The 20,326-nt window shown below is 40.4% G+C and carries 20 protein-coding genes; 13 read left to right on the top strand and 7 right to left on the bottom strand.

Annotated elements, in window-relative coordinates; translation table 11 throughout:
- The first annotated feature begins 114 nt into the window (after positions 1 to 114).
- The 7 genes from ACZZZK_RS18410 to ACZZZK_RS18380 all read left to right on the top strand — a co-directional run bounded on the left by ACZZZK_RS18410 (position 115) and on the right by ACZZZK_RS18380 (position 9,605).
- Positions 115 to 912, top strand: a complete 798-nt coding sequence (locus ACZZZK_RS18410) for an alpha/beta fold hydrolase (protein ID WP_463485399.1) — start codon at positions 115 to 117, stop codon at positions 910 to 912.
- Between the two features lies 1 nt (position 913).
- Positions 914 to 2,389: a sensor histidine kinase gene (locus ACZZZK_RS18405; protein WP_463485398.1), complete on the top strand. Its 1,476-nt coding sequence runs from the start codon at positions 914 to 916 to the stop codon at positions 2,387 to 2,389.
- A 339-nt stretch (positions 2,390 to 2,728) separates the two neighbouring features.
- Complete coding sequence (locus ACZZZK_RS18400) at positions 2,729 to 3,388, top strand: DUF4136 domain-containing protein (RefSeq protein ID WP_463485397.1); 660 nt, start codon at positions 2,729 to 2,731, stop codon at positions 3,386 to 3,388.
- Positions 3,389 to 3,402: 14 nt separating this feature from the next.
- Complete coding sequence (locus tag ACZZZK_RS18395; RefSeq protein WP_463485396.1) at positions 3,403 to 6,642, top strand: SusC/RagA family TonB-linked outer membrane protein; 3,240 nt, start codon at positions 3,403 to 3,405, stop codon at positions 6,640 to 6,642.
- 10 nt (positions 6,643 to 6,652) lie between these two features.
- Entirely contained in the window at positions 6,653 to 8,113 is a 1,461-nt protein-coding gene (locus tag ACZZZK_RS18390; protein WP_463485395.1) for a SusD/RagB family nutrient-binding outer membrane lipoprotein, read from the top strand.
- A 258-nt stretch (positions 8,114 to 8,371) separates the two neighbouring features.
- Positions 8,372 to 8,698 (top strand): hypothetical protein, encoded by a 327-nt coding sequence (locus ACZZZK_RS18385; RefSeq protein WP_463485394.1) that lies wholly within the window; start codon positions 8,372 to 8,374, stop codon positions 8,696 to 8,698.
- 370 nt (positions 8,699 to 9,068) lie between these two features.
- Positions 9,069 to 9,605: a YciE/YciF ferroxidase family protein gene (locus ACZZZK_RS18380; protein WP_463485393.1), complete on the top strand. Its 537-nt coding sequence runs from the start codon at positions 9,069 to 9,071 to the stop codon at positions 9,603 to 9,605.
- 123 nt (positions 9,606 to 9,728) lie between these two features.
- Here the strand turns inward: ACZZZK_RS18380 and ACZZZK_RS18375 are convergent, their stop codons facing one another.
- Positions 9,729 to 9,950 (bottom strand): hypothetical protein, encoded by a 222-nt coding sequence (locus ACZZZK_RS18375; RefSeq protein ID WP_463485392.1) that lies wholly within the window; start codon positions 9,948 to 9,950, stop codon positions 9,729 to 9,731.
- A gap of 176 nt (positions 9,951 to 10,126) precedes the next feature.
- Here ACZZZK_RS18375 and ACZZZK_RS18370 point away from each other — a divergent pair, with 176 nt between their 5' ends.
- Positions 10,127 to 10,345: a hypothetical protein gene (locus tag ACZZZK_RS18370; RefSeq protein ID WP_463485391.1), complete on the top strand. Its 219-nt coding sequence runs from the start codon at positions 10,127 to 10,129 to the stop codon at positions 10,343 to 10,345.
- Between the two features lie 74 nt (positions 10,346 to 10,419).
- Here ACZZZK_RS18370 and ACZZZK_RS18365 read toward each other — a convergent pair whose 3' ends face one another.
- The 4 genes from ACZZZK_RS18365 to ACZZZK_RS18350 form a co-directional block, all read right to left on the bottom strand.
- Entirely contained in the window at positions 10,420 to 10,950 is a 531-nt protein-coding gene (locus tag ACZZZK_RS18365; protein ID WP_463485390.1) for a DUF4142 domain-containing protein, read from the bottom strand.
- Positions 10,951 to 11,066: 116 nt separating this feature from the next.
- On the bottom strand, positions 11,067 to 11,822 hold the full coding sequence (locus tag ACZZZK_RS18360) for a DUF2243 domain-containing protein (RefSeq protein WP_463485389.1): 756 nt from the start codon (positions 11,820 to 11,822) through the stop codon (positions 11,067 to 11,069).
- The gene (locus ACZZZK_RS18355; RefSeq protein WP_463485388.1) at positions 11,800 to 11,997 is read right to left on the bottom strand and encodes a hypothetical protein; all 198 of its coding nucleotides are present in this window, start codon (positions 11,995 to 11,997) and stop codon (positions 11,800 to 11,802) included. Before ACZZZK_RS18355 ends, ACZZZK_RS18360 begins: the two co-directional genes overlap by 23 nt.
- A gap of 62 nt (positions 11,998 to 12,059) precedes the next feature.
- A complete protein-coding gene (locus tag ACZZZK_RS18350) occupies positions 12,060 to 12,938 on the bottom strand; it encodes a manganese catalase family protein (protein ID WP_463485387.1) in 879 nt (292 codons plus the stop codon).
- Between the two features lie 380 nt (positions 12,939 to 13,318).
- On the opposite strand from ACZZZK_RS18350, the gene ACZZZK_RS18345 reads away from it, so the two are divergent.
- From ACZZZK_RS18345 to ACZZZK_RS18325, 5 genes are all read left to right on the top strand, one after another.
- Entirely contained in the window at positions 13,319 to 14,839 is a 1,521-nt protein-coding gene (locus ACZZZK_RS18345; RefSeq protein WP_463485386.1) for an FAD-dependent oxidoreductase, read from the top strand.
- Between the two features lie 126 nt (positions 14,840 to 14,965).
- Complete coding sequence (locus ACZZZK_RS18340) at positions 14,966 to 15,331, top strand: SPW repeat domain-containing protein (protein WP_463485385.1); 366 nt, start codon at positions 14,966 to 14,968, stop codon at positions 15,329 to 15,331.
- A gap of 303 nt (positions 15,332 to 15,634) precedes the next feature.
- Positions 15,635 to 16,069: a hypothetical protein gene (locus tag ACZZZK_RS18335; RefSeq protein ID WP_463485384.1), complete on the top strand. Its 435-nt coding sequence runs from the start codon at positions 15,635 to 15,637 to the stop codon at positions 16,067 to 16,069.
- Positions 16,070 to 16,108: 39 nt separating this feature from the next.
- A complete protein-coding gene (locus ACZZZK_RS18330; RefSeq protein WP_463485383.1) occupies positions 16,109 to 16,477 on the top strand; it encodes a response regulator in 369 nt (122 codons plus the stop codon).
- Between the two features lie 74 nt (positions 16,478 to 16,551).
- Positions 16,552 to 16,761: a hypothetical protein gene (locus ACZZZK_RS18325; RefSeq protein ID WP_463485382.1), complete on the top strand. Its 210-nt coding sequence runs from the start codon at positions 16,552 to 16,554 to the stop codon at positions 16,759 to 16,761.
- A 24-nt stretch (positions 16,762 to 16,785) separates the two neighbouring features.
- Here the strand turns inward: ACZZZK_RS18325 and treZ are convergent, their stop codons facing one another.
- Entirely contained in the window at positions 16,786 to 18,630 is a 1,845-nt protein-coding gene (gene treZ, locus ACZZZK_RS18320) for a malto-oligosyltrehalose trehalohydrolase (protein ID WP_463485381.1), read from the bottom strand.
- Positions 18,631 to 18,637: 7 nt separating this feature from the next.
- Positions 18,638 to 20,239, bottom strand: a complete 1,602-nt coding sequence (locus tag ACZZZK_RS18315; RefSeq protein WP_463485380.1) for an alpha-amylase family glycosyl hydrolase — start codon at positions 20,237 to 20,239, stop codon at positions 18,638 to 18,640.
- Between the last annotated feature and the right edge of the window lie 87 nt (positions 20,240 to 20,326).

The following is a 20,326-nucleotide window of genomic DNA, read 5'->3' as shown; positions in this document are numbered from 1 at the left end:
TTTTGACAATAATCGCAAGCATTCTATACTTACCTCATACCCGTGTAAATACTTGTCCGTTTATTTGCAAATACTATATTTTCCATATCTTTATCGAATCAATTCCTATTCTACATGCAACAGTCAGTCTTAATCCGTAACAATGTAAATGTTATTGGAAAAGGAAATCAGGTTATGCTATTCGCACATGGTTTTGGTTGCGATCAAAATGCCTGGCAATTTATTATAGATGGCTTTTCAGCAGATTATAAAGTTGTACTATTCGATTATACCGGTTCGGGTAAATCGGATATTGGACAGTACGACTCTTATAAATACAGCAAGCTAGATGGTTATGCACAAGATGTGCTTGAAATTTGCGAGGCCTTAACATTAAAGGACGTTATTTTTGTAGGGCACTCTGTGAGCTGTATGATCGGACTTCTAGCCGCCAACCAAAAGCCTGAATACTTTTCGAAGTTAGTTTTTGTGGGTCCCTCGGCCAGATACCTAAACGAAGGGGATTATTTCGGCGGCTTTGAAAAAGCTGACCTGGAAAATCTTTTTGATTTTATGGATAGCAATTACCTGGGTTGGTCAAGTAAAATGGCTCCAGCCATCATGGGCAATCCTGACCGACCTGCACTCGGAGGATTTTTAACAGAGAGTTTTTGTTCTACTGATCCAAAAGTGGCCAGAGACTTCGCCAGGGTTACTTTTTTCTCTGATAATCGGGCAGATCTGTCGAAATTAAAAATTAAAAGTTTGACGCTGCAATGTGCCGACGATATTATAGCGCCTAATAGTGCTGGCGAATTTGTTTATCAGCATGTCCCTGGAAACGAGATCGTTTTCTTAGAGGCGACTGGCCACTGCCCACATATTAGTGAACCTGAAGAAACAATTCGGGCTATTAAAACGTTCATTACCTAACATGAGCTATCCTGACGAATCAATGAGCGGCAAAAATCATTTACTAGAAACCCTTATTAATTCAGATGAGTTATATCATACAGCACCATGTGGCTATTTTTCGCTCTCCACGAAGGGTGAAATTATCAAAATAAATCATACCCTACTTCATTGGTTAGGCTTTTCAGAACAGGATTTATTAGGAACAAAGTTCGCCGCTCTTTTACCAAAGGGTGGCCAAATGCATTTTGAGATGTTCTTTTTACCTATGGTAAAAGTAGATGGTGGAGTAAAAGAACTTAGTTACGAACTGCTAAAAAAGGATGGCAACTCCTTATCAACATTACTAAATGCGAACACCATCTGTGATAAAAATGGCGACATTAAAGCAGTTAACGTAGTGGTGGTTGATGTAACAGAACGCAAAAATTACGAAAGAGAACTGCTTAGCGCAAAGAGTTTAGCCGAAAACGAACAAAAACGGCTTGAATTTATGGCAGATCTTGCTCCAGAAATGATCTGGACGGCATCTTCTACTGGCCGGATTAGTTATGTTAATGCCCGCTTCTGCAAATATTTCAATTGTACAAAAAATGAGACCCGATCTTCGTTCGTCCTCTCAAAAATTCATCAACTAGATTTAAGAAAATTACTTACGAGTTGGTATACCTGCCAAACAGGTGGTTCAGATTTAAATGAAACGATTAGGTTAGTTAATCAGGAAGGCAATTATGAATGGCATCAAATCAAAGCTTCACTATTTGTAGATAATCACGGCGAACAAATCAATTGGTTCGGCTCGTGTACCAATGTAGAGGAGCATATTAGTCAGTTAAAAAAGAAAGACGAGTTTATCAATATCGCCAGTCACGAGTTGAAAACGCCACTTACCAGTTTGAAGGCCATTCTTCAGCTCATGCAACGGATGAAGGGTGAAACCAGCGAACGCATGTTGAGCCTTATTGAAAAAGCCAATCACAATATTTCGAGAGTTACCGAAATGGTGGAGGATTTATTAAATACCAGCCAGATGAATGATGGCCAATTGCGATTAAGCAAGAGCAATTTCAATGTAGTGGAAATGATTGGCAGCTGTGTACATCACATTCGGGTTGAAGACCATTACAAAATCATCACCGAAGGCGATAAATCTATATCGGTGTATGCAGATGAAAGCCGGATAGAGCAAGTGGTAACTAACTTTATTACGAATGCGATGAAATATGCTCCAGAAAGTTATCTCATCAAAATCAATATTGAAAATGTTGAAGGCTTTGTGCGCATCACAGTAAGTGATGAAGGGCCAGGAATACCTGCAGAGAAAACGCCACACCTTTTCGACCGCTATTACCAGATTAATACAACTGGCGGGAAATATTCGGGCCTTGGGTTAGGACTATTTATATGCGCCGAAATTGTAAAGCAACATGGAGGAGAGATAGGCGTAGAAAGCACCGTTGGTAGCGGAAGTTCTTTTTGGTTTACCTTACCTCTTTGATAGAAAACCATCAAATCAAACCGCAGTAGCCTCTCCATTATACCTTTCTTGGTCTTTCTAAAGGGGATTTTAGCGCTAGCTGGCCAATTTTTTATTACCACTGTAATATCTTTGGATGCTCAGCTCATCTAGCAATGCATCCTTACCTACTTCAACTGAATATCATCAGCCTTATTTTTTGAAGAAGATACTTCTCCAGATAGCGCAATCACCTTCGATATCTCTGCATCAAATACCGTTATATTTCGGGTACTCGTATGCTCAAAAACAGGTATTTATCAATAAACCTTTCGTTTTCCATGGCGGTTTTTTCAATGATTAATCATTATCAAATCGTTTATGAAAAAACAACTTTACACCTTATTAGTATCTACTCTTTTGTGCGGCACTATAGCTACATTAACTGGTTGTAGCCCAAGCACTCGGGTTACCGGTTCGTGGATTAATCCGAATGCAAAAGGGAAACCAGTTTCTGGGAAAAGCGTGTTTATTGCATCTCTAAGCAGAAATATAGAGGTAAGAAACACGATAGAGGATGCCCTTGCAAGTGCCGCAGCAGAAAGAAACATTCCAGCGTTAAAAAGTACCTCCTACTTTATTCCAGATTTCTACCAAACTACACCCTCCCGGGAAGTTTTGCTTTCCCGGATTTCAAAAACAGGTGCCGGAACGATTATGACGGTCGCCCTTATTGATAAAGAAAGCGAGACCCGATATGTTCAGGGCAGCGTAGGCTACGCACCTTTTGCATCCTATCGTTGGTATGGTGGGTTTTATTCTTACTACAACTATTGGCGGGGCGCCTTTTACGACCCAGGTTACTACGTTACCGATAAAACCTATTTCATGGAAACCAACATTTATGATGTTGCGACAGATGAATTGGTATGGTCGGCACAATCCGAAACCGTTAATCCAGGTTCCATCCAACAATTTGCAAAAGAATATCCGAAAATACTTATTGAAAGGATGATTAGCGATGGACTCTTAACACCCTAATTGGCTTACGTTTTATGAAAAATTTCTATTTAATCTTCATCCTGCTCTTAACTGCAGCAACGGATAGTTTTGCCCAACTTAGGGATATTACCGGGGTAGTAACCGATAAAACTGACAACGGACCGATCCCGGGCGTGAGTGTTAGAATTCGTGGTGGTTCCACTGGAGTGGCTACCGATGCTGACGGGCGATATCGTTTACGGGCATCAACTGGAGCAGTCATCGAATTTAGTTCAATTGGCTATACCACCGCTTCAGTTACGGTAGGCGAACAAAGTGTAATTAATGTATCCCTTACGGCAAACGATCGGCAACTATCCGAAGTTGTGGTGACTGCAAATGCCATTAGGCGTGAAAAAAGAACTTTAGGTTATTCTGCACCCACTATCGATAACGCAGAGTTAAGGCAAGGACAAACTCCTAATCTCATTAATTCGTTAACCGGAAGAGTAGCCGGCGTAAACATTACCACCACCTCCAATACCCCAGGTGCTTCATCGAGGGTAGTACTCAGGGGCGGATCATCCATCACCGGAAATAATCAGGCACTCCTGGTTGTTGATGGAGTTCCAATCGATAATTCAAGTGTTATTGGAGGAGGCTCATCCCTGTCGAGTGTCGATTTCGGAAATCGTGGGAACGATATCAATCCCGAAGACATTGCCTCCGTAACGGTTTTAAAAGGACCAGCTGCTGCTGCATTGTATGGATCGCGGGCTTCAAACGGTGCCTTAATCATCACTACAAAAACAGGTACACAAGGTGCAAAAAAGATGGAAATTACCTTTAGTTCGTCCAACAGCTTTTCATCGATATTGAAGTTACCTGATTTACAAAATGAATATGGGCAAGGCTATTACACGAATATTGATGCACAGGGCAATGCAAGCTATGAAAACGACCCGAAAGAAAACTGGAGTTGGGGAGCGCCATTTACCGGAGCAATACAACCTTGGGGACAGGAGATTGATGGCGTTCGTTTAACCAAGCCTTATGAAGCGATCCCCAATAATATCCGCGATTTTTTTACTACTGGGTTTAGCACCGACAATAACCTTTCTTTTTCTGGCGGAGGGGAGAAAACCACTTTCTTTTTAGGTTTGAATGCTTTGAATTCCAACAGCATCTTTCCGGGAAACAAAGATGTTTACAATCGGTATAATGTCCGCTTTAATGGTACCGCAGCATTTAACAATCATTTTACAGCGGGCATAGCTTTCAACTATTCAAAAATAAACAGCAACCAGGTAGCTGGAGGACAAGGGGGATCCTCGGTTTATAACAACGTACTTCAAACCCCAAGAGACATTCCGTTGCAGGATTTACGGGATTTAAACAACAAATATTATGGTTATGGGTACACCGATTTGAACGGCGTTCGCCGGGCAGATCGTTACGGCTACTACGGTGCCTACACCATGAATCCGTATTGGGTTTTGGAAAACTACAACAATTTTGATGATGTAGACCGTGTTACCGGGAATTTTAATATCGGCTATAAACCTAATGACTGGCTTGATATTAAAGAGCGTGTCGGTATAGATTCATACACGGACAGACGAAGGCAACAGGCGCCGAAATATTCATTTATTCCAGCCGATGAAGCAGGCAACTACTCTGCTACAGCAAATGTGGCAAACAGTAATGGCCTTTATCAAATCGATCAGTTAAATGTGAATGAACTTGTACACGATTTGATGGCTACAGCAACCTTTAAGGTGAACGAAGATTTAAGTGGATCTTTGATGATCGGTAATAACATCCGGCAAAGAAATACCTCGACTAATAGCCAGGCAACCAACGCCAGCGGTGGTTTGGTTGTTCCAGGCTGGTATAACCTGGCCAATAGCAATGGCCCCGTAAATGTAATTACCGATTATATTAGTAAAAGAAGATTGGTTGGACTTTATGCGGATTTGAATTTATCCTATAAAGAGATGTTGTTTTTAGAAGCGACAGCCAGAAATGACTGGTCGTCGACTTTACCAGCCTCAAACCGTTCCTTTTTTTACCCAAGTATTAGTGGCTCATTTTTATTTTCAGAAATGCTGAAGAATAACGACCGCTTTGATTTTCTGAGCTATGGAAAATTGCGGGCAAGTTACGCACAGGTAGGAAATGACACTGATCCTTATCAATTAATGACTACATTTTTTAGGGGTGAGATTGCAGGCGGATTTGGCAGTACTACTTTCCCATTTGGTAACGTGGCGGCATTAATGTCGGGCTCTACCATTGGCAACCCAGATTTACGCCCGGAAAAAACAAACTCATTTGAAATAGGTACAGAGTTAGGACTCTTTCAAAACCGTTTATCACTTGATTTCAGTTACTATGCCAACCAATCGAAAAACCAGATTTTGAGTATTCCAATTCCAGCATCAACAGGTTATGGCTTTAGTGTAGTTAATGCCGGTGAGGTGAGAAATAACGGTATCGAACTGAGTTTGAGAGGAACTCCGGTTAAAACATCAGGCGGTTTTTCAGTTGAGTTGTTTGCCACTTACACCAAAAACAATAGCAAAGTAGTTTCTTTACTCCCAGGGATTGAGCAGGTTTCTATAGGTGGGTACTCAGGCATGTCAATCGTTGCCGCTGTTGGAAGGGCTTATGGCGAATTTTATGCGGTTGATAACTTAAAAGACAGCGAGGGCCGAACAATTGTCGATCAGGAAACCGGATTACCTATTCAAACCTCATCGGCGCAGTATTTAGGGAGTTATAATCCGAAATATCAAGCCTCAGTCGGCACAAATATCAAATATAAAAACTTCACTTTAAACGCACTTTTTGATACCAAATATGGTGGTGTATTTTATTCCAGAACAAGAGATATTACTGGTTTCAATGGTACATCTGAAGAAAGTGGCGGACAACGAATCGGAGCTATTTTTCCAAATTCTGTTTATTTAGATGCAAATGGAAACAGCGTTGTTAATACTAGTGCAACTTATAATAAGCAAGATTATTATTCTGATCTGGTAGCAGGACAACATATTGTAGATGCCACTTTTGTTAAATTAAGAACTTTATCGCTCTCCTATCAATTTGGCAAAGATCTACTTAAAGCTAGTCCGTTTGGTTCAGTAAGCGTAGGCCTATTTGGCAATAATCTTTTCATCTGGACACCAAAATCAAATCAGTTTGCAGACCCAGAGGTCAATTCGGCCGGGGCCGGAAATGCTCAAGGTTTCGATTATACGGCACAGCCATCGGTGCGTAATTACGGGATAAATATCAGGGCTTCATTTTAAAAACATCAGCATGAAAACAAATTCGAAAAATTCATTAAAAAAGTTTCTTATAGGAATGCTTTTAATCCTGGCACTTCCCTATTACGGATGTAAAAAATTTCTTGATGTAAATGAAAACCCCAATAATCCTGTAAGTGCCTCACCAGAACTTTTGCTTCCTGTTGTCGAAGCCGCAATCGGACAGGTTGTGGGCAACAACTTCCAAATTTATGGGAACTTTTGGGCCCAGTATTGGACGCAAAGCCCTTCAGCTTCACAATACAGAACTATCGATCAGTATCGTTTAAGCAACACCACGTTTGATAGACCGTGGGCAATAATTTACCGGAATGCTTTAAATAACGCGGAGTTAATTATTAATAGCGAGACCCCAAATGCTGAACATATGAAAGGCATGGCTTATGTATTAAAGGCCTATACTTTTCAAATAGCTACCGATGCCTTCGGCTATATTCCGCTGGCCGAAGCGTTGAGGGGAAATCAGATAGGAAGTCCTCATTACGAAGCCCAAAGGGTGGTTTATGATAGCATATTTAATTATATCGATAGGGGAATAAATCTTTTAAAAGTAACTACTGCCATTTCTCCAGGTGCACAGGATTTAATTTTTCAAGGCGATACCGAACAATGGATCTTATTTGCCAGGACGTTAAAACTTCGGGCGTATCTCCGTTTATCGCAGGTGGAACCTGTACTTGCACAGCAAGGAATTAGCAATTTATACAACGAAAGCAATGCATTTCTATCGCAGGATGCGGCAATTCAATATTCAACCATCGGTGGAAATGAAAATCCGTTATTTAATGAAATGGTGGGCTTAGGGCGAACACAAAATATTGTAGCAAGTGGTACCGTGGTAAATGCTTATCTAAGAAATACTGATCCACGGTTGTTCCGGTTCTTCGAGGTCCTTCCAGGTCAGGATAGTATTTCATTTATCAGCCAGGGCAGTTACAGTAGCAATACAGATAAAGAAGTATCGCCACCATCTGCGCTTGTAGGTGCCAATGCAAATAATAACGCTTCCGCTACCGCCCCAGTGCGGTTCATTTCTGCCCCAGAAAGTAATTTTCTACAGGCAGAAGCCATTGCCAGAGGCTGGGCGCAAGGGAATGCCCAGACGCTTTATAGGCAAGGTGTTACCAGTAGCTTTGTAGCCGCAGGCTTGCCAAATGCAGCCGAAAATTACCTAAACACCGCCCCTGATGCGCAATGGACAGGTAACCTTCAAGGGAATTTGCGGGCTATTATTATTCAAAAATACTATGCATTGTGCGGATCGCAGGGATTTGAAGCCTGGACAGAATGGCGGCGAACAGGCTACCCCGAGTTTCTAACTACGTCTGCTGCATCAACGCTTGGCGCCAATAGAATGCCTTTACGGTTTTTATATCCAAGTAGTGAAATTACGACCAACCAGAATTTCCCGGGAACGGCATTGATTTACGAGCCTGTTTGGTGGGATAGGTAGTGGAAAGCTCCAAACGGTTGTTATTACACTCAAACTAGCGGATACTACCGAAATGTATCTGATTAATACCTGAATGAAGAATCTGGCACTTTATTTTGCTATCAATTGGCTAGTTTGCTTAAAATTATTGTCCGGATGGATAAGGTTTACAGTTAATGTGGGCAGGATGCCAAAAGGTATCCTTGCCTCTTTTTCCAATGTATATAGGACTATCTCTTAAAAACAAAAAGATTTTAAAACGATAAATTGATACCAAACATGAATATTTCACCAGATATGGTAATTGAGGTTCCATTAAAAGGAATAGCAAAAAAACTTTCACCGACAATATTTAAATATGAAAATAGCTTTTGCGTGCTCTACGGCGAAGATGCTCAAACAGGCATATATGGTTGCGGTGTTTCCGTTGAAGATGCCTTGATCGATTGGGAGCATCAGCTTAACAAAGCATTGAGTAACGACGTAGACGTTAAGCGTTTAATTGCAAATGTTAATCCACCTGAAAACGTACAACATTTCTTAGAAACTTATAGAAGTAACGCCAAAAAGGATAATTCAGCTTATAATCCAAAGCGCAATTTTTAGCATCAATCCTGACTAACGCTGGGGCTCAACTTTCAATTCAGGCGATAAATACATCTTCATCCTTTTCAGGTGATGCCTGCCAAGATCGCAAACCTGACACTTGCTAATTCTTGATCCATATAGCCTATTTATCAGAATTTATTAAGCAAGAAGATAAATCAACCGACAACAAATACCGTAGTAAATTACGTACTATTTCTATGCAAAGCGGGTAGTTTTCGCCAAACTTCAATTATTTTTTATTGTTTTTTATATGGAGCCCAGGGCTAGTAAAATAGCTGACATCACTGAAAAATGTAAATGAACTGGCAAGCCAACAATAAAATTAAACAGTTAAAAACTAATAAATAATAACAATAAAATCGATACTATGGCAAAACAAAGCAACAGTGCAACGATGCCGAACGGGCATTTGCACGAATTATTTGTAGATGAATTAAGAGATATTTTAGGCGCAGAAAAACAACTGTTAAAAGGACTTAAAAAACTATCGGATGCCGCTGGAAGTGAAAAACTGAAACAGGCGTTTGATACACATTACGAACAAACTGAAGGGCAAATTGAACGACTTAAAAATGTCTTCAGTTCAATAGATTTGACTGCCAGAGCAAAAAAATGTAAAGCAATGGCTGGCCTTTTAGAAGAAGCTGAAGAGATTATCGAAAGTTTCTCTGATCAGCCAGAAGTTTTGGATGCAGCCTTGATTTCTGCAGCTCAGAAAGTGGAGCATTATGAGATCGCAAGTTATGGTTGTCTGGTTACTTACGCCAATTTAATGCAGCATACAGAAGCCGAAGAGCTTCTAAGGCAAACGCTTGAAGAAGAAAAGGAAACAGATGTTTTACTTACCGAAATTGCCATTAGTGAGGCAAATGCCGGGCGGAACAAAATCAAGAAAAATAAATAATATTATCCAGGAGACAGCGATGAGATTCATCGCTGTTTTTTTGTTAATCGAATACTAAAATTAAACGCAACTCATGCCCTATTAACTAGAGGCAAAGATTAGCGGTTTAAATTTCAAATCAAGCTATGGCCAGGAAACTGACCAGTCATCTGGAGAATCTGGCTTGTCGCCAGTTGTATTTTCTGATGACTCTTTAAAATTTCTTTTCGTAAGATCTCGGCTGGCGACTATACCCAAAACATCATAAATTTCTTTTTCTCCATTATCTGTCGAGAATTCGGATTCAGGATGATTTTTAAATTTTTGATGCAGTTTTTTACCGGGTTTTTGCTTTTTATTTTTCATGGTAAATTTTAATGTTTAATAAAAGGTTAGCGGAAAGAGTGAATTCACAAAAAGCGACCTCATTAACTATGAACTGTACAGAAGTTATCGCAACAAAACAGCTTAATTTTCGATTTATCACAGCGAATTGAAGCGCTTTCAACTAATCAATGATGAACTATTAATAAAATAAGGTTATGAAACACAATCAGAATGATAAAATAAATGAAGGGGGATTTGATGCTCCCAAAACACCTGTTAGAGATGCTGCTGAGAATATTATCGAAGGCGCCAACCAAGAAGATCAATTGGAACAGATGAAAAAGCAAGCTGAAAAAGATTCAGCAGATTCAACGAAGTCACATGAAATTGGTACACCTCCAAACAAGGGCAGGGAGCCAAAATCAGGAGAATAAATAAACCGGCAAGCCCTAGCAGAAAAATTGCACTGACCATTACGGCCAGTGCATCCCATTAACTACCAATTAATTTATGGATTTACTTTATTTTTTAGCGTTGTTGCACCACGAAGGTGTTCTTCTAAAGTAGGTAATTTCATAGCGGCCATTGAACGCAAATCAGCATCAGGTACCCCAAACTCATCTGCCGCAGTTCTAAAAAGATTTACAGCATCCTGGTGAGACTGAACCATTATATTAACAAACTCTTTGTCGAAATTGGTACCGCTCAAAGCTGATAATCTGTCCAAATTTTGTTGTTCTTTTGCCTGCAGCCCGTCTGGAACATTCCAGCCTTTTCCAGCCGCAAGATTTTTCATTTGCTCGCCGGCAGCAGTGTGGTCGGTAACCATGTGCTCCCCATAGTGCTTCACATCCGCATCAACTCCTTTAGTCACCGCCAGGGCTCCCGCGGCAATTTCAAAATTATTGCTGCTCGATGCCCTGTTCACAAAATCCTGATTACTTAAAGTATAATCTCTGTCGTGATCATTGTCTTTACAAGCGCCTAGCGCTAAAGTTGCGACGAATAAAATCATCGCCATTACATTTTTCTTGTTCATAGTATAAGTGTTTTTAATCTTACTGCTACAACAGCCTGCTAAATACAGCTGTTTAGCTAAAAAACAAAACAGGTAATTCGCCTATTTACACCCAGTATTTCAACGTGGTTGGTTGGCTACTTACCCCTAATTACCTGGCCTTGCCCATGTTGCTTTGTGGTGCGGATCATCCAAAATCCCAATAGAAAAACCACTGCAGATCCTCCTAAAAAGGCAAAATCATATTGGTTTGTGTTTTGTGCATATTCATAAACATGATGAAGGTTGAGCCATAGGTGATTAAGCAAACCTTCCAAAATATTAAATATGGCCCAGCCCATTAGCAAACCGCCAGCTAGCAATTTTCCGGATCGGTTTACCGCTTGATGGACAGGAAGTCGCCAAAGCAAAACCACCCCAGCAATTACCGTTATTAAACACAGGGAATGAAAAATCCCATCCCAAAACATGTTTATGCTCTTGCCTACATAATCAGTGGCGGCTATTTGTGCTGAAAACATTTCATGCCATTGCAGGATCTGGTGAAATAAAATACCATCTATAAAACCTCCTAAGCCTACGCCCAAAACCAGACCAGCCATACCCAAAGGTGCCAGTAGCACATTTTTCGAAGTTGCTAGAAGCAATTGCTTACTTCTTTCCCGTATTCTCCAAGCTTTGTTTATGATGATTAGGAAAAGTACAATAAGCGCAAAACCAGCAAGCAATTGGATGAGATGAATCCGAAATTGATTGCCATAAATTCCATCCCGAACTAAGCGATTACAAGAGATACAAGCCTTTACAGATGGCGAAAACAAAAGCGATAGGCAGCAAAAAACTGCAACATTTTTTAATCCACGCACCTTATTAATTAGCTTTACTTTTACCATCAGTGGTATCTTTAGATGTAGTATCTGATTTATTTTTGATATCGCGATCTTTATCTCCGGCCTTTACAGAACCACTACCGGGGTGAGAATCTGCTGGGTTATTGTTTCCAGATGTACAGCTTAAAAAGAGAACGAAGAATAGCATGAAGCAGAATTGGCTGAGAAATTTTTGCATAGCAGATAGGTTTGATGAGCCGAATACCCTACATATCCGGCTCTTTTGAGCATCATCAAATTTTATGGTAAAAGCGAATCGGCAATGTTGCCCATTATACCCTTGTCTAATTTTTCCATTTGTTCGGTTTGCGCATAACCTTTTGGGTCAGGTTTGCCTAAATCCGGAATAGGAATATCGGGCACTGCGTTTAGCACAGTGAAGGTCCCTTTTCCATCTATCGAAGGACCAGAAGTCCATCTTCCCTGCGCAGTGGCAGATTGATCGATATGTGTACCTACGAACGCGTAATCGTACTCTGGAACATGTGATGCAGTTGGAAAAGAATTCGGAATCGGTAAGTTTACGGTAGGTCCACCAAGTTCTTCCAAAACAGCCAGCCACTGGTTTTGATGCATTGCATCCCTGGTAATGAGAAAGGAAAGCATATCTTTCATACCGCTATCATCAGTGAGTTCGTAAAGTCTGGTAGCGAGCACCCTGCCTGTTGATTCGGCCATTACATTGGCATACATATCCGCAGCGATATTTCCACTTCCTACTACCCAGGAGCCATTAAACGGCACACCATTACTATCAACCGCCATTGCGGCAAGGCCGGAAGAAAGTACCTGACGAGGATCCATCCCACCAAGAATATCGCTGACTAAGGGATTTTCACCTGCAATTTTGTCTTTCAACTCATTTGTAGCTCCATCTAAATTCAGCGCTACTGCAGTGCATAACATTTCAATATGCGAAATTTCTTCCGTACCGGTATCCAATAACATGTCCCGGTATTTGCTCGGACCACGGTTTCCCCAGGCTTGAAAAAGGTATTGCAGGCATACCCTAATCTCACCCTCAATACCCCCGATGGCTTGTTGTAAAAGCTTGGCAAATGCCGGGTTAGGCTTGTCTACTCGTACTTTGTACTGTAAATTACTGTCGTGATAAAACATAGTTTTCTTATTAGTTTGAAAATAATTAGCAACTGTGCCAGTGCTTATGATCTGTACCAGCTAATAAAAAAACCTGTAAAATTTTCAAAAGTTCGATAGCGAAATACGGGTTATGAAATTAAAATCCCCGAGAGGGAAAGTGATAAGTACGGGTAAATTTCGTTTTTCTAAGTATCAAAATTGATCATCAAAATCAAGCAGCATATCATTTAATAATTCAATAATGGTTCAGTTCTTGGACCTGCCGGGATAACAGAATTTTCTTTTTAGCTAAACATCGATAGCTTTTATACTGTTTTTTAAAGGCGGGCAGGCGCTAATCTGCCAAAACATTGCAGAAAAAGCAATCTATTTATCTCTGAATAATTTAAATAAGTACTATGAACAATCGCGATGGAAATAGAACCAGCCTTTGGCAAGCGGAAACGAAGCTATCTAAAGAAAAAACTACAACTGACAACCAAACATTTGATGTACTGATTATTGGTGCGGGCATCACTGGTGCAACTACCGCATTAAACTTGCAACGAAAGGGAAAGCGTTGTTTGTTGGTTGATGGACACCATGCCGCCTTTGGCACAACCGGTGGTACCACTGCACATTTGAATACCTTTTTAGATGCTACCTATCCTGAAATTGATAGCGATTTTGGAAAGGAAACTTCAAAATTAATTGCCGATGCGGCTAAGAGAGCCATCAAGCAAATTGAAGCTAACGTTGAAAGCCTTGGCATTGCAGCTGATTTCGAATACAAGGATGGATATCTTTTTTCACAGGATGAAAAGGAAACCGGCCAACTCGAGGAAATTTTTGAATCGTCCCAGCAGGCTGGCGTTGCGGTAGAGATCGCGAACGAAAATGGCGTGGAAATTCCTTTCCAGAAAGCATTAAAATTTGCTAACCAGGCGCAGTTCCATCCGGTAAGATATGTAAATGGGATAATTGAGGAGTTTTTGAAGCTGGGTGGCAAGTTTCTCGAAAACACCTTCATTACCGAGGTGGCTTATGAAGGAAAAATTCATCACGCCAAATCAGGAGAGGAGGAATATTTAGCTGAAAATGTGTTTTGGGCTACACATATTCCGCCGGGGATTAACCTGCTATCACTCCGGAATGCGCCGTACCGAAGTTATGTAATTGCCGCTGAATTGGCTAGTGGAAATTATCCCGATTGTTTATCCTACGATATGAAGGAACCTTACCATTATTTCAGAAGTCATGAAATTGAGGGTAAAAAATTCTTAATCATAGGTGGCGAAGATCATAAAACTGGCCATGATGATCCCTTAGCAGCCTTTAGAGCATTGGAAGAATATGCCTATAATCATTTCGATATTTCCACTGTACGTTACCGATGGTCGTCACAATATTATGTTCCTGTTGATGGACTGCCTTATATTGGCCAGCTACCAGGAGGCGCCGAAAACACTTTTGTAGCCACTGGCTTTAACGGAAACGGGATGATTTTTGGTTCTTTAGCGGGGGAAATCATTACGGATTTAATTCTGGGAAATAAGAATTCGCTGTCAGAAATTCTAAGTCCTTCGCGATTGAAGCCTATTGCAGGTTTCAGTGAATTTGTAAAAGAAAATGCCGATGTTACGTACCGCTTTATCGCAGATCGTTTCAATGCAGAACTTATTGCCTCTACAAAAGAAATACATTTTAACGAAGGTAAAGTGGTGACTATAGATGGCAAAAAAGTAGCCATTTACAAAGATCCGGCAGGTAAAATTACTGCACTTAAGCCAGTTTGTACGCATGCAGGCTGTATTGTGCATTGGAATACGTCAGAAAAATCGTGGGATTGTCCTTGCCATGGCGGTCGCTTTTCTACTGATGGCAAGGTATTAACTGGTCCGCCAACAATTGGCCTGGAGAAAATAGATCTGAACAAATAAGTTAACATGTGAACCACCTGTAGCTAATTCTTCTATTTATTTAAAGTAATTACCACATTAAAATCGGGTAGAAATTGCATCGCCATGCGCCGATAAAAAATGTTGTATAAATAAAACTGTTAGAAAATGAGAAAACTTTCAAGAAAGGCACATGGCGTAATCGATTATCTTTCTGTAGCATTTATGTGTGCAGCACCCTGGCTATTTGGTTTTATCGGTAATTGGCCAGCCGCAACCTTATTTTTCGCTTCCGCAGCGCTAGTGCTGATTCTTTCCTTATTTACAAATTATGAATTAGGACTTAAAAGAAACCTTCCAATGGCTTTCCATTTGGATATGGATATGACGCTCGGACTCTTTTTAGCCGTTTCACCCTGGCTTTTTGGATTCTATTCTGAAGTTTATCTGCCACATGTTTTAATGGGAATTTTTGCCATCATCGCTGGTTTAGTAACCGAAACCAAATCGCTATATAAGGGTGTACAAATGTAACTCTGAGATTTAATTAACAGCGTACCTTTTCAAAATGAAGAGGTGCGCTATCCTCCATCCCCCTATTTTCCCTCACCAATTCCCCATCCCCATTTCCCATTCCCTATTCTCTATTCCCTATTTCCCATTCCCCGTATTTACCTCAACAAAAAACCAACCCGAATTCTCTTCGAAATTTAATTTGATGGACTAAAAAAAACACATTGCTCCAAATACGTAAAATGCCCGTAAAGTACCTGTTTGCAAGGCAAAACCTATTTTTTCTCTCTTTTTGCTAATACATTTGATTTTTGTTTTAAGCTTATGATCATAGAAAAAATCATCAAAATTAATGGCTCAAGCTGGGCATTTTGGAAAGCGCTAAGTTCACCACTCTTTTATGCTGAACGTGGAGGACATTACGAATGCGATTGGAAAACAAATAGTCCTATCATTTGGATAGATCATTTGGGAAGGCGGTTCCATGGTAAATTACTTCAATTCAAAAGCCGGAAATATCTAAGCTTTTTGAGGTATGAAGATCACAAACACACCGCCGTTAGGTCTATTATTAGTTATCAAACCCTGCTGCTTGGTGGTAACCTGGTTATTAAACTTTCAATTAACCTGATCAGAGATTGTGATCGAAACGAGTTGGAACAATATAGCAAATGGGCAGATCAACATCTATTTAACCTGAACCAACTTACGCAAAGTATAAATAGCGGTTTCGAAGATGCTAAGTATTTAGCGTCATAGACACTAATGGTAAAAATAGGCCATCTAGAACAATTCATTGTGAGAAAGCATCATTCAAAAATTTTGGTATTAGATGACGACCAAAGTAACGCGGAAGCCATACAAGCGGTTTTAGAAGAACAATCTTTCGAGGTTTCCAGCATCTGCAGTTCAAATGAACTGATGTCGTCTATTCAAAAATTTAAACCCGATTTGATCATCATGGATATTTTGCTCGACATGGCCGATGGCAGAACGCTTTGTAATCAAATCAAAGTAGGCTTTCAAACTGCTCATATTCCGGTTTTGCTTATCACAGCGATGCTCGAATCGCAGGCGTTGAAAGTTCCGAACCGAGCAGATGCCATCATTTTTAAACCTTTTGATTGTTCGAGTTTGTACCGAAAAGTATCAACACTGATTCATTAAACCAATTTATTTAGTCCCCAGAAGATAACGGGCAGGATTAAATGAAGATTTAACCACATAAATTTATTAGATCAATGAGAACAGGTAAAATTCTCTCCTACAATAGCAAAGCTGGAATAGGCTTAATTGAAGATGATAACAAGCAGCGGATTAAATTCTATATCGAGGATTGTAAAACGAGGCCATACAGTGGCAATGAAGTATATTTTAGCATTAGTTTTCGCAATGGCAGTTTGATTGCAGGAAACATTAGGATGTATAAAGTTGCTAAAGCAAGGTATTAATTTGGAGCCGAACTTGTGATGAAGCTATTCACTGACTGTACTATTCCAAACCAAGACCACCACACTAAAGGGTTGAAGCAGCAATGTTTCCCCTTTTAAAAATTGCTGTTGATTATCTATTGGAGGAATGTTGTTAATGCAGAATTCAGGATCGTTTGAATCCAGAATTTTTTCTACCACGTCGGTATCTGCACTAATTTGATAAAGCATTTCCTGATCACCAAAATTGAATAAGCATTTTGCCACCTGGGTTTTAGCGCTATTCGTTCGTACCAATTCCAAAACTTTATCTGAAAGGATATTGGTTTTTACAAACTGTCTATCCCGTATTTGGAAAGCGGAAAATGATTGCCGGATGGCGATTAACTTTTTATACCAGGCCAATAAACAAGAAGATTCTGGATCTGAAAGCTGATTCCAGTTTAATTTTGAGTCGATAAAGGTGCTGAGTGCGCCTGGATCCGCGGGTTCTGAAATCCCATTAAAAGATTCAAATTCCTTTTTGCGTCCATTTTTAACAGCTTCAAGTAAGTCAGGGTCGCTATGATCTACAAAAAAATGAAAGGGTGTCTTTGCTCCAAACTCTTCTCCCATAAATAACATAGGGATATATGGTGATAGCAAACTTGGTACACAGGATAGTTTCAGCCTATCAAAATCGAAAAAAGAAGCTGTTCGCTCTCCGTTTGGCCTATTCCCTGTTTGATCGTGGTTATCATTAAAAACCACAAAATGATCAGGAGATATTCCTATTGAACAAGCACCATGCCTCTTTTTTCTCACCTCCACAAATTCGCCACTATGTACAAAACCTTGATCGAAAGCTTTTGCGAGGTGAGTTATTTTCCCAAAGCCAGCATAGCGTTCCTTGTCGCAAGGATTAAGTAACTCATAAACGGCATGCTGAAAATCATCCAGCCATTGCGCTCTAAATCCAAATCCACCTCGTGAGCGAGGCATCACTACTTTTGGATTATTGGTATCGCTTTCGGCAATGAGATAAACCTGGCGACCCGTACGTTGAACAATAGATTGAATCCGATCAGCAGCTTCATCCCAAATATGCACGGCACTCGAATCGTAAATTTCATGTACGGCATCACATCTTAAACCATCAATATGGAAGTGTTTAAACCAGTACTCCATGTTATCAAGAATAAAAGTCCGCACCCCATCACTCCATTCACCGTCAAGGTTTAAAGCTTCTCCCCATGGTGTGGTGTATTTCTTGCTGAAATACGGCCCATATTGTTTGAAGTAGTTCCCTTCCGGACCTAAATGATTGTAAATTACATCCAAAATAACGGCAATCCCTTTCTTATGGCAGCTATCGACTAACTTTTTAAGTGCATTTGGTTCTCCGTAATTTTTTTGCGGGGCATAAGGATAAACCACATCGTAGCCCCAGTTTCTGCTTCCCGGAAACTGGGCTACCGGCATTAATTCAATTGCATTTATGCCAAGTGCTATCAAATAATCAAGGTGTGCGATAACGGCTTCAAAAGTTCCAGCTTCGCTGAAAGTACCTACATGGAGTTCGTAAATAACCAGTTGCTCAAACGGAATGCCCTTCCATAGCTGATCATTCCAGCGGTATTCTTCATGGTCAATTACGCAGGAAGGCCCATGCACGCCATTTGGTTGAGCATGTGAGGCAGGATCAGGAAAAAACTCGCCCTCTATTCCAAAAAGATATTTTGTATTCGATGATATTTGATCTAAGGTAATTTCATGGTAACCATCAGCAAGCTCTTTCATCAGATAATCTGTCTGATTGGGGTAAACAATCCGAAGGCTTACATTTTCTTTTTCAGGAGCCCAAACCCGAAACCTACAAGTTCCTGCCCGATACAATAATCCCGTTTCCATCTAAATGTCAAGTCAATTTTATAATCAAAGCTTCATCAGCTCCTAGCAAATAACCGGCACTGAAAAATTTATTTGCAATACCTTCTACAGTTGAAAGCACAACTTCGCCTGAATAAGATTTGTCAGTGTTAAATTCCGCTGGCGAATGGCTAAAGTTTAGTACGACTAAGTAGCCGTTTTCTTCATCAACTTCGCGGATGTAGGCCAGAAGTTGCGCTGTTTTAATTACAGGCCGGTAATTTCCATATTTTAAAATCGGAGTAGATTGCCTTAATGCGATGAGGTTTTTGTATAACATTAGCATCGATTGAGCATCTTGTTTTTGTGCTTCTACATTGATAAGCTGATAATTTCCAGCTAAACGCAACCATGGTTTTGTATCACTAAAACCTCCATTGTCACTATCATCCCATTGCATTGGCGTACGGGCCGGATCTCTGCTTAAATTTTTATCGGGCATATTTAATCCCTGCGGATCTTTTATCTCCTCTTTAGGGATCATCACATCTTCCATTCCGATCTCATCTCCGTAATACATGGTGGGCGTTCCCCTCAGGGTTAACAGTAAAACTGCCGCCACCCTTGCCTGGGCTGCGCCAACTTTGCTTAATATTCTCCGCTGGTCGTGATTTCCCAGTACCCAGTTTGGCCATCCATTTTCGGGCAAGGCACCTTCATAAAGATCGATGGCCAGGCCAATGGCTTCAGGGTTCCAGGGTGTATCCAATAATAGAAAATTAAATGGCATGTGCGCACCATCATCATCAGCGCCATAATAGGCCATTAATTTTTGAATCGGCAAGTAAATCTCCCCAATCATCATCCTATCCTCATAGCTATTCAACAGGTGGCGCATTTTCGAAATAATCTGGTGCACCTCGGGTTGATCGGTAGAAAAAACAGGCAAAAGCTTATTGTAGGTGGCCATATCGGGGGTATAATCCGGGTTAGCAGGGTTATCTCTCAGCAACAGATCTTTTATCATATGCCAAATCACATCCACGCGAAACCCATCTACGCCTTTATCCAGCCAAAATTTCATTTCGTTTAACATGGCTTCCACTACCGCCTCATTTCTCCAGTTTAAATCGGGTTGCTCGGCCAAAAAACCATGATAATAATATTGTTTTGTAGGCTCATGCCATTCCCAGGCACTTCCCCCAAACATGGCCAGCCAATTATTTGGAACATTACCTTCTGAAGCGGCATCTTTCCAGATATACCAATCACGTTTGGGATCATCTATTGACGATTTTGAGGCTAAAAACCACGGATGTTGATCGGAGGTGTGGTTGGGCACAAAATCCAGAATCAGCTTCATTCCTCTGGAATGGACTTCACGAAGCAAATGATCGAAATGTTCAAGGTTACCAAATATGGGATCAACATTTCGGTAGTCGGCAATATCATATCCAAAATCTGCCATAGGTGATGGATAAATAGGAGAAATCCAGATACTTTCTATTCCAAGCCAGGTTAGGTAATCTAACTTTTCTATGATGCCGTTAATGTCTCCAATACCATCGCTATTAGTGTCTTTAAACGATCGGGGATAAATCTGATAAATGATGGTTTCTTTCCACCACAGTTCTGAAGGTTGTTTATTCATTTAGAGATTCGTATTTACAACTTGCTCTTAAAACAACACATTATTTTGAGAAGTAGTTTTCGCCACACCTACTTATTTGAAATGTAA

The organism is Pedobacter sp. AC163 (assembly GCF_979258665.1).
The sequence above is the reverse complement of the archived record's forward strand: the minus strand, read 5'-3'. Positions and strand labels throughout refer to the sequence as shown.

What these genes read in the sequence shown, in the direction of transcription:
- ACZZZK_RS18410 (WP_463485399.1), top strand. Translation starts at nt 115, where the DNA reads ATGCAACAGTCAGTCTTAATCCGTAACAATGTAAATGTTATTGGAAAA.
- ACZZZK_RS18405 (WP_463485398.1), top strand. Translation starts at nt 914, where the DNA reads ATGAGCTATCCTGACGAATCAATGAGCGGCAAAAATCATTTACTAGAA.
- ACZZZK_RS18400 (WP_463485397.1), top strand. Translation starts at nt 2,729, where the DNA reads ATGAAAAAACAACTTTACACCTTATTAGTATCTACTCTTTTGTGCGGC.
- ACZZZK_RS18395 (WP_463485396.1), top strand. Translation starts at nt 3,403, where the DNA reads ATGAAAAATTTCTATTTAATCTTCATCCTGCTCTTAACTGCAGCAACG.
- ACZZZK_RS18390 (WP_463485395.1), top strand. Translation starts at nt 6,653, where the DNA reads ATGAAAACAAATTCGAAAAATTCATTAAAAAAGTTTCTTATAGGAATG.
- ACZZZK_RS18385 (WP_463485394.1), top strand. Translation starts at nt 8,372, where the DNA reads ATGAATATTTCACCAGATATGGTAATTGAGGTTCCATTAAAAGGAATA.
- ACZZZK_RS18380 (WP_463485393.1), top strand. Translation starts at nt 9,069, where the DNA reads ATGGCAAAACAAAGCAACAGTGCAACGATGCCGAACGGGCATTTGCAC.
- ACZZZK_RS18375 (WP_463485392.1), bottom strand. Translation starts at nt 9,950, where the DNA reads ATGAAAAATAAAAAGCAAAAACCCGGTAAAAAACTGCATCAAAAATTT.
- ACZZZK_RS18370 (WP_463485391.1), top strand. Translation starts at nt 10,127, where the DNA reads ATGAAACACAATCAGAATGATAAAATAAATGAAGGGGGATTTGATGCT.
- ACZZZK_RS18365 (WP_463485390.1), bottom strand. Translation starts at nt 10,950, where the DNA reads ATGAACAAGAAAAATGTAATGGCGATGATTTTATTCGTCGCAACTTTA.
- ACZZZK_RS18360 (WP_463485389.1), bottom strand. Translation starts at nt 11,822, where the DNA reads ATGGTAAAAGTAAAGCTAATTAATAAGGTGCGTGGATTAAAAAATGTT.
- ACZZZK_RS18355 (WP_463485388.1), bottom strand. Translation starts at nt 11,997, where the DNA reads ATGCAAAAATTTCTCAGCCAATTCTGCTTCATGCTATTCTTCGTTCTC.
- ACZZZK_RS18350 (WP_463485387.1), bottom strand. Translation starts at nt 12,938, where the DNA reads ATGTTTTATCACGACAGTAATTTACAGTACAAAGTACGAGTAGACAAG.
- ACZZZK_RS18345 (WP_463485386.1), top strand. Translation starts at nt 13,319, where the DNA reads ATGAACAATCGCGATGGAAATAGAACCAGCCTTTGGCAAGCGGAAACG.
- ACZZZK_RS18340 (WP_463485385.1), top strand. Translation starts at nt 14,966, where the DNA reads ATGAGAAAACTTTCAAGAAAGGCACATGGCGTAATCGATTATCTTTCT.
- ACZZZK_RS18335 (WP_463485384.1), top strand. Translation starts at nt 15,635, where the DNA reads ATGATCATAGAAAAAATCATCAAAATTAATGGCTCAAGCTGGGCATTT.
- ACZZZK_RS18325 (WP_463485382.1), top strand. Translation starts at nt 16,552, where the DNA reads ATGAGAACAGGTAAAATTCTCTCCTACAATAGCAAAGCTGGAATAGGC.
- treZ (WP_463485381.1), bottom strand. Translation starts at nt 18,630, where the DNA reads ATGGAAACGGGATTATTGTATCGGGCAGGAACTTGTAGGTTTCGGGTT.
- ACZZZK_RS18315 (WP_463485380.1), bottom strand. Translation starts at nt 20,239, where the DNA reads ATGAATAAACAACCTTCAGAACTGTGGTGGAAAGAAACCATCATTTAT.